Origin of the sequence: Enterobacter sp. ENT03, from assembly GCF_019218745.1 — a bacterium.
Taxonomy (GTDB): Bacteria; Pseudomonadota; Gammaproteobacteria; order Enterobacterales; family Enterobacteriaceae; genus Enterobacter_D.
On record NZ_JAHUXA010000003.1, the window covers coordinates 285,030 to 293,432 of the forward strand.

10 protein-coding genes are annotated in these 8,403 nt (G+C 56.6%); 7 read left to right on the plus strand and 3 right to left on the minus strand.

Annotation, left to right across the window (positions count from 1 at the left end):
* The first annotated feature begins 22 nt into the window (after window positions 1–22).
* The 3 genes from kdsA (at window position 23) to KW828_RS08065 (ending at window position 1,761) form a co-directional block, all read left to right on the plus strand.
* Window positions 23–877, plus strand: a complete 855-nt coding sequence (kdsA, locus tag KW828_RS08055) for a 3-deoxy-8-phosphooctulonate synthase (protein WP_088218677.1) — start codon at window positions 23–25, stop codon at window positions 875–877.
* A 177-nt stretch (window positions 878–1,054) separates the two neighbouring features.
* Window positions 1,055–1,357 carry a type II toxin-antitoxin system MqsR family toxin gene (locus KW828_RS08060; protein WP_218335892.1) on the plus strand — a complete coding sequence of 101 codons (303 nt, stop codon included), beginning with the start codon at window positions 1,055–1,057 and terminating at the stop codon, window positions 1,355–1,357.
* Window positions 1,354–1,761 (plus strand): type II TA system antitoxin MqsA family protein, encoded by a 408-nt coding sequence (locus tag KW828_RS08065; RefSeq protein WP_256350073.1) that lies wholly within the window; start codon window positions 1,354–1,356, stop codon window positions 1,759–1,761. Before KW828_RS08060 ends, KW828_RS08065 begins: the two co-directional genes overlap by 4 nt.
* Before the next feature lie 53 nt (window positions 1,762–1,814).
* Here the strand turns inward: KW828_RS08065 and chaA are convergent, their stop codons facing one another.
* A complete protein-coding gene (gene chaA, locus KW828_RS08070; RefSeq protein WP_218335893.1) occupies window positions 1,815–2,909 on the minus strand; it encodes a sodium-potassium/proton antiporter ChaA in 1,095 nt (364 codons plus the stop codon).
* A 275-nt stretch (window positions 2,910–3,184) separates the two neighbouring features.
* Between chaA and chaB the strand changes: the two genes are divergently transcribed.
* Both chaB and KW828_RS08080 read left to right on the plus strand, forming a co-directional pair.
* On the plus strand, window positions 3,185–3,415 hold the full coding sequence (gene chaB / locus KW828_RS08075) for a putative cation transport regulator ChaB (RefSeq protein ID WP_218335894.1): 231 nt from the start codon (window positions 3,185–3,187) through the stop codon (window positions 3,413–3,415).
* Window positions 3,416–3,614: 199 nt separating this feature from the next.
* Window positions 3,615–4,310 (plus strand): gamma-glutamylcyclotransferase, encoded by a 696-nt coding sequence (locus KW828_RS08080; protein ID WP_218335895.1) that lies wholly within the window; start codon window positions 3,615–3,617, stop codon window positions 4,308–4,310.
* 37 nt (window positions 4,311–4,347) lie between these two features.
* On the opposite strand, the gene KW828_RS08085 is transcribed toward KW828_RS08080, so the two are convergent.
* The gene (locus KW828_RS08085) at window positions 4,348–6,132 is read right to left on the minus strand and encodes a methyl-accepting chemotaxis protein (RefSeq protein WP_218335896.1); all 1,785 of its coding nucleotides are present in this window, start codon (window positions 6,130–6,132) and stop codon (window positions 4,348–4,350) included.
* A gap of 107 nt (window positions 6,133–6,239) precedes the next feature.
* Complete coding sequence (locus KW828_RS08090) at window positions 6,240–6,593, minus strand: DsrE/DsrF/TusD sulfur relay family protein (RefSeq protein ID WP_218335897.1); 354 nt, start codon at window positions 6,591–6,593, stop codon at window positions 6,240–6,242.
* A 67-nt stretch (window positions 6,594–6,660) separates the two neighbouring features.
* Here KW828_RS08090 and nasR point away from each other — a divergent pair, with 67 nt between their 5' ends.
* Window positions 6,661–7,839, plus strand: a complete 1,179-nt coding sequence (gene nasR, locus KW828_RS08095) for a nitrate regulatory protein NasR (protein WP_218335898.1) — start codon at window positions 6,661–6,663, stop codon at window positions 7,837–7,839.
* 157 nt (window positions 7,840–7,996) lie between these two features.
* The coding region (locus KW828_RS08100) for a helix-turn-helix domain-containing protein (protein WP_218335899.1) at window positions 7,997–8,403 on the plus strand (407 nt) is incomplete at its 3' end.

Here is an 8,403-nt window from a genome sequence, read left to right on the forward strand (position 1 = left end):
CCCAACCTGATAAGGCGATCCTATGAAACAAAAAGTGGTTAGCATTGGCGATATTAACGTGGCAAACGACCTGCCGTTCGTGCTGTTTGGCGGTATGAACGTGCTCGAGTCACGCGATCTTGCGATGCGCATTTGTGAACACTACGTCACGGTTACGCAGAAAATGGGTATCCCGTACGTGTTCAAGGCCTCTTTTGATAAAGCTAACCGCTCGTCGATTCACTCCTACCGTGGCCCGGGCCTCGAAGAAGGGATGAAAATCTTCCAGGAGCTGAAGCAGACGTTTGGCGTTAAAGTGATCACCGATGTGCACGAAGCCAGCCAGGCGCAGCCAGTGTCTGAAGTGGTTGACGTGATCCAGCTGCCGGCTTTCCTCGCGCGTCAGACCGATCTGGTCGAAGCGATGGCGAAAACCGGTGCGGTGATCAACGTGAAGAAACCGCAGTTCGTAAGCCCCGGTCAAATGGGCAATATCGTGGATAAATTCCGCGAAGGCGGTAACGAGAAAGTGATCCTCTGCGACCGTGGCGCGAACTTTGGCTACGACAACTTAGTGGTGGACATGCTGGGCTTTAGCGTGATGAAGAAAGTCTCCGGCAACTCCCCGGTTATTTTCGACGTGACCCACGCCCTGCAGTGCCGCGATCCCTTTGGCGCTGCATCAAGCGGTCGTCGCGGTCAGGTGACCGAACTGGCGCGCGCCGGTATGGCGACCGGTCTGGCGGGGCTATTCATCGAAGCGCACCCGGACCCGGATCATGCGAAATGTGACGGCCCGTCTGCACTGCCGCTGGCCAAGCTGGAGCAGTTCCTCACCCAGATCAAAGCCATTGATGATCTGGTGAAAAGCTTCCCAGAGCTGGATACCGAGAACTAAAAAACGCCTCTTAATCGCCATGTCGTTTACCCGAAAGGAAACGGCATGGCGTTTTCATTTGTTACGCGGCATTTTGCGTAGCGCCTCGCACCCGTTGTAAATACCCCCGCCAGCCCTTGTTCAGGGCATTCCGCCTCATTAACCTATTTGCATAATTTGGCATTCAGGTTAATAATCATGACCGAAAAAGGAACTGTGCATACCCGTCTGTCTGTGGTGAAAGCGCTGGTGCGTGCAGGAAAAACCCGCACTACGCTCACCGCGCTTAATGATGCAGCGGCGCTGGGATTCAGTAGCCTGGAAGAGATGCTCGTTGTCATTCTGGCGCTGGAGACAAAGGATTTTTATAAGAGCATGACGGCTTATCACGATCATACGTGCTGGCATGACGTTTACCGGCCTGTTTTTAATGGGCTGCGTATCTACATGAAGTTCATCGTTAAAGATGACGTGCTGATCGTCTCATTTAAGGAGCTATGACCATGAAATGCCCGGTTTGCGGAGGCGCAGAACTGCAGCATCTGACGCGTGATGTTGACTATGAATACAAGGGCCGTAAAACGCAGGTGTGCGGTATCACCGGTGATTTTTGCGGGGCCTGCGGTGAAATGATTTTAAATGAAGCGGCGAGCGCGCGTTATATGGCCGCCATCAGCGCGTTTAATCGCGCCGTCAATGCAGAAGCGGTCGATCCCCATTTTATCGCCAGGGTACGTAAACGTTTTAAACTGGATCAGCGCCAGGCTGCGGAAATCTTTGGTGGCGGGGCGAATGCTTTCAGCCGCTACGAAACGGGCCGGGTGGCACCACCAAAACCGCTTGTTCTGCTGTTTAAAGCGCTGGACAGGCATCCGGAGTTGTTTGACGAGTTGATGCAGGCATAGCGACTTACCAATAAGGGAAGCCGCATAACGCGGCCTCCCGTGAGGCAATGCCGTCAGGCAAAGATCGTCATCAGATAGGCGATAAACAACGCCAGATGCGCAGCACCGTTCAGCACATTGGTGCGGCCAGTAGAGAACGACAGCTGGCACAGCAGCAGCGATGACAGCATCACAATCATCTCCGGGCCGCCCAGGCTAAACACCAGATCATTACCCGTCGCCCAGGCGATCAGCGTCACCACCGGTACGGTCAGAGAAATGGTCGCCAGCACCGAACCGAAGAACAGGTTCATGGCGCGCTGCACCTGATTATTCAGCACCGCACGCAACGCCCCCAGACCTTCCGGCGACAAGATCAGCAGCGCCACCAGGAATCCGGTAAAGGCCACCGGGGCATTAAGCTCTGTCAGCAGCGTTTCCAGCGGATTCGCGTTCACCTTGGTAACGGCGATAACGGCGACCAGGTGAACAATAAGCCACAGCGCATGCCAGGTACTGCTGTGCGCGGATGGCTTACCGTGATGCGGATCGTCACCATCGTCTTCGTGTTCGTAAACAAACAGGCTCTGGTGGGTTTTGGTCTGGATGAGCAGAAACACGCCGTACATCGCCGCGGAAATCAGCGCCACCAGCAATGCCTGCGAGGTACTGAAGTTTCCCGTCGGCAGTGCCATCGGGAACACCAGCACGATCACCGCCAGCGGGAAGAGGGCGATCAAATACTGTTTAATGCCAAACAGATTCATATACTGGGTGGCAAATTTCTGACCGCCGAGCAGCAGCGAAAAGCCAACCAGACCGCCGGTCACAATCATAATGATGGAATAGAGCGTATCGCGCATCAGCGTGGGCGCGGCATCGCCGGTCGCCATCAATGCGGAAATAAGGCTCACTTCGAGAATAACGACGGAAAGACTTAAAATTAATGAACCATACGGCTCGCCCAGACGGTGGGCCAGAACATCGGCATGACGAACCACACTAAATGCGCTACTTAAAATCCCTACCAGCGCCAGCAGGTTGATACCAATGACCACTGGCAGTGACTGGCTGCTTCCCCAGAGCAGCAGCACTGCCAGGGCTACCACCGGGAAAATGAGAGAGGTCTCCTTGTGGCGGGTTTTAACCGCCTCGATCGTTGTCGGCATTTATTATCTCCATGTTTGCAGGTGCGTAATTAGTGTAGTTTGAAAAAATCGCAGACACGTAAAATAACAGATCCTGCCATACGGCGGGGATATGTTTACTTAATTTTACGGGAATAGAGGATTATCAATTTGAAGTAACCGAATTCATAAAAATTGATTTTTATTCTTATATATAACAGTAAATTATGACGCTAAGATTTCAAATCTTTATGCTGACTGGCAACCACGCCGCTTGTCGTCCACACTTAGGTTTTATCCCTGAATGAGGACCTGTCATGCCGTTTAAATCCCGAACCGACTTACCGGACAGCGTACAGCATGTGCTGCCCGCCCATGCGCAGGATATTTATAAAGAAGCGTTTAACAGCGCCTGGGATCAGTATAAAGACAAAGACGACCGTAAAGGCGACGCCAGCCGGGAAGAAACCGCGCATAAAGTGGCGTGGGCGGCGGTAAAACATGATTACGAAAAGGGCGACGATGACAAATGGCACAAAAAGAAGTAATCGGCTGAAATAAATACGCTTTAGATTTTCCTCCACCGCCCGATAACAATAACAGCGCCGCTTACGCCTGCATCTGGCTTGCAAGCGGCCCGCGAATTGCATATCGTCGTAACGGGTTGCTTTCTAAATGAGCACCTAAAAAGCCTGGAAGGCGTCAAAAAAGCAGTCGTATGGACACACGCAGTGGTGGAGGTAAACGATGTTAACGCGTGATTTTCTGATGAAGGCTGATTGTAAAACGGCCTTTGGCGAGATTGAAGAATCCCTGCTCTGGTCAGCAGAACAGCGGGCAGCCTCGCTGGCGGCGACCCTGGCCTGCCGCCCGGACGATGGCCCGGTGTGGATTTTTGGCTATGGCTCCCTGATGTGGAACCCGGCGCTGGAATACACCGAATCCTGTCCCGGCACCCTGGTGGGCTGGCATCGTGCCTTTTGCCTGCGCCTGACCGCCGGACGGGGCAGTGCCTGCCAGCCGGGGCGGATGCTTGCTCTGAAAGAGGGCGGACGCACCACGGGCGTGGCATACCGGCTCGCCGATGAAACCCTGCACGACGACCTGTCGCTGTTGTGGAAGCGCGAAATGATCACTGGTTGTTACCTGCCAAGCTGGTGCAAACTCACTCTTGATGATGGCCGCACCATCAACGCGCTGGTGTTTATTATGGATCCGCGCCATGCGCTGTACGAAGCCGATACCCGTGCGCAGGTGATAGCACCGTTGATTGCCGCCGCCAGCGGCCCGCTCGGCACCAACGCGCAATACCTTTTCTCGCTGGAGCAGGAACTGATTAAGCTTGGCATGCACGACGACTGCTTAAACGAGCTGGTGGGAAAAGTGCGCGGTTTATTGTGCGAAGAAAAACCTGGCCCACAGATGCAGCCAGGTTTTGCCTGAGGTGACAAGCGGCGCAGATCGTTGCGCCGCCTGACGTTCAGATGCGGAAATGACCCGCGGTTTCCGCCAGCTCCGCCGCCTGTGATTGCAGCGCCCCTGCTGCCGCGGCGGATTCCACTACCAGTTCCGCGTTCTGCTGCACCATGCGATCAAGATCGACTACCGCGTGGTTAATCTCCTGAATACCTTTCATCTGCTCGCTGGTCGCGATGGTGATTTCACGCATGATCACCGACACGCTGTCGATGCCCGACACAATATCGCCCATGCTTTCCCCCGCCAGCCGGACATAGCGCGAGCCGATAGAAACGCTCTGGGTGGTGGATTCGATCAGTGATTTGATCTCTTTGGCCGCCTGCGCACTACGACTGGCAAGGGTCCGCACCTCTCCGGCCACTACCGCAAAGCCGCGCCCCTGCTCACCAGCACGCGCCGCTTCCACCGCCGCATTCAGCGCCAGAATATTGGTCTGGAAGGCAATGCCGTCAATAACGCTGGTAATATCGCCAATTTTGGCGGACGCCTCTTCGATAGACTGCATAGTGGTGATCGCCTGTTTCACTACCTGACCGCCCCGTGACGCGGCTTCCGACGCGGCCTGCGCCTGAGTGTTGGCCTGGGCGGCGGAATCGGTGGACTGCCCGACAGAGGCGGTGATCTGCTCAATCGCGCTGGCGGTACCGCGCAGGCTGGAGGCGGCCTGTTCAGTACGCCCGGAGAGATCCTGGTTGCCCGCTGCGATCTCCTGGGCGGCGAATTTCACCGAGGTGCTGGAGTCGCGCAGTTTCACCATCACCACCGCCAGTTTGTCGCTGAAGGCGTTAAAGGCGCGGGCAATTTCCGCGATTTCATCATTGCCGTTTTCCGGCAGACGCTGGGACAGGTCATCGGTGCCGTTGCTGATGGCGTGCATGGCATCGCGGATGGTCATCAGACGTTTGAGCAGCGTGGCGACCAGCCAGTGCATTACCGCACCGCCGAGCAGCACCAGCACGATCAGCGACAATGCCGAGGCCTTCAGCTGGGCGCTCAGGCCGCTGGTGGCATCATCGCTGTCCAGCGCCACCACCAGCAGCCATTGGGTGCCTTTCACCGGCGTGGCAAGTAGCGTTTTGCTGGCTCCGGCCAGCGTTCCTTCCTCTGCGTTACCCGCTTTAAGGTCGTTGAAATTCACGCCCTGAATGGCTTCGTTAAAGGGTTTTAACGTCAGCGCGGGGTCATTGGCGGCGATCACCGTGCCGTCGCTGTCCAGCAGCAGGCCGCTACTCTTTGGCGTCGGCTGGATCCCGTGCACGTTCGCCACCACGCTGTCCATGGCGACATCACCGGCGACCACTGCGTTCAGCGTACCACCTGTTTTCACCGGCACAGCAAAGGTCACCACCAGTTTGCCGGTGCCCGCGTCCACATACGGCGCGGTGACGACCGGCGCATCGGCTTTCAGCACTTGCTGATACCACGGACGGATAGTGGGATCGTAATCCGCCGGGACGCCGGTCGGATCGGAGAATTTGGCGGTTTTGGTGGCATAACCGACATAGACGTTGGTAAATCCGCCAGCCTGGGCGATTTGCTTAAACACCGGCACCGGATCGTCCTGCACCGCCACGTCCGGTAACGAGGCAATCATGGTCATTTTGCTGTTCACCCAGTCAGCGATCGCCAGGCTATGGCTGTTACTGGTGCTGGCTAAAATATCGTGCTGGGTTTGTTGGTTGTCCTGACGGGCGACCTGAAAATTGATAACGGTGTTAAGAAGCAAAGCAATAGCCAGACAGCCAGCTGTCGCCACAATAATGCGCGCGCGAATGGATTTGATCATGATGTTGTACCTGCTGTGTTGTTATAAAAAAGCTATCGGCAACGCAGCAGGCAAACTTGATGACTGGATCACATCTATAAGAAAAATATATTAAAGCGGGGTAATTATTAGAAGGTTAATACTTTATCCGCCGCCAGTGTCCACTGTGCCAGCTCCACCAGCGTGCCGATCTCCACCCCCTCAACCAGCGGCAGTTCGCTAATCCCCCGGCCATCGGTGCAGGTTTTGCACAACTTCACCGGTACGTTCTGCGCCGTGAGGATCTCCAGCATCTGCTGAATGTTATAGCCCTCGGCCGGGCGCTGGCCGCGTAGCCCGGCGGTGACCGCATCGGACATTAAAAACAGGCGCAACTCTGGCGCGGGATCCTGCTCACGCAGGGCGATAGCCAGACGCAGGCTGTTAAACAGGGATTCACTGCCATACGCCGCGCCGCTGGCGACGATCACTATCTTTTGCATTTTTCACTCCTTCGACAAGGCATGATTATTGCTTTATTCAGCGGACACATTGACCGGGAGAATAAGCATGACCATGAATGCTGACCGCGCGAACTGCGCCATCGACTGGTTTCGTTACGCGCGCCAGATCCAGAAACAACAACTCCGCCAGCTGGCGCAGTCGGGTGCGCTGGCAAGCAGGATCTGCCATCTGGTGCATATGCTACAGTGCGAACGCGGCGCTTCCAACATCTGGCTCTGCTCGCAGGGGCGATTATATGACGCCGAGTGCCGCGCCAGTCGCGCACTGGTGGATGAACAACGGCTGGCGTTAATGCCATTACTGCATGATGACCCGCCGCTGACCAGCAGCGCGCTGTGCCAGCGCATCGCCGCCGCGCTCTGGGGTCTGGAGCAACTGCCGGAGTTACGCCAGCGCGTACAGGCGCAACGCATTGATGCCGCCGAGGCAATGGAGCAGTTCAGCGCCACCATCCGCCATCTGTTAAGCATTGTGCCGCAGCTCAACGACACCCTTGACGATCCGCGCATCGTGCAGCCGCTGGTGGCGCTCTACAGTCTGATGCAGGGCAAAGAGCTGGCGGGGCAGGAGCGGGCGCTGGGGGCGCTCGGGTTTACCCTCGGCCATTTCAGCGACGCCCTGCGCCAGCGGCTGGTGGATCGCATCGACGGCCAGCAACCCTGTTTTGACACCTTCCTTTCACTTAGCAGCGCCGGCCTGAGCGATATTTTCCACACCCGCTGTGAGGCAACGCTTGAGATCGAACAACTCCGTCGTCTGGCCTGCACCCGCCAGCCGCCGCAGGATCAGGGGGAAAACGCGCTGCACTGGTTTGTGCTGCACACGCAGCGGCTGGAGGAGTTACGCGCGCTGGAAGAATCGCTGATCGACGCCCTGATGCAGACCGTTGCAACTTTACTGGCTGAGGAGGATCTCCCGCCGATAAGCGCCGCCTTTCTGGAGCCTGCCGGGGATGCGCTATCGCTGCGCCCTGATAATCAGCTGTTGCCGCTGGTGCGTCAGCAGGCGCGCGAACTGGAGCAGCTGACTGCGCAGTTGGCCTCGCTGAAAGCCTCTCTTGATGAGCGCAAGGTGATCGACAGCGCCAAGCATGTGCTGATGACGCACCAGAATATGACCGAAGAGCAGGCGTGGCAGTGTCTGCGCAAAATGGCGATGGATAAAAATCAGCGCATGGTAGAAATCGCCCGCGCGCTGTTAACGGTGAAAAATCTCTGGCAGTAATCCCAAAGGAGTAGCTGCACGATTTGCGGGCAAAATATGCACATACCCGGTGCGAGCCCCCCTCACCCTAACCCTCTCCCTGTACAGTCCGGGGACATCATGAACACTTGTTCGGGGACATGGTAGACACTTACAACTAAGGCATAAGAACCCGTTTATGGAGTCGCTTATGCCCTGGGATGCGAGAGATACCATGTCATTACGTACTGAGTTTGTTTTGTTCGCCTCGCAGGACGGGGCGAACATCCGTTCCCTTTGCCGTCACTACGGCATTTCTCCTGCCACCGGCTATAAGTGGCTTAAACGCCGGGCTGAGGAAGGTGTATCCGGTCTTCAGGACCGCTCCCGCGCACCTCATCATTCTCCGAACCGTTCTCCGGACGACATCACTGACCTGCTGCGCATGGCGCATGCCCGCCATGAGCGCTGGGGCGCGAGCAAGATTAAGCGCTGGCTTGAAGACCAGGGACACCGCATACCCGCCAGCAGCACCGTCCATAAACTGATGGCCCGTCACGGCCTGCTGCCGGGCACGGCACCGGGTATCCCGGCCACGGGACGGTT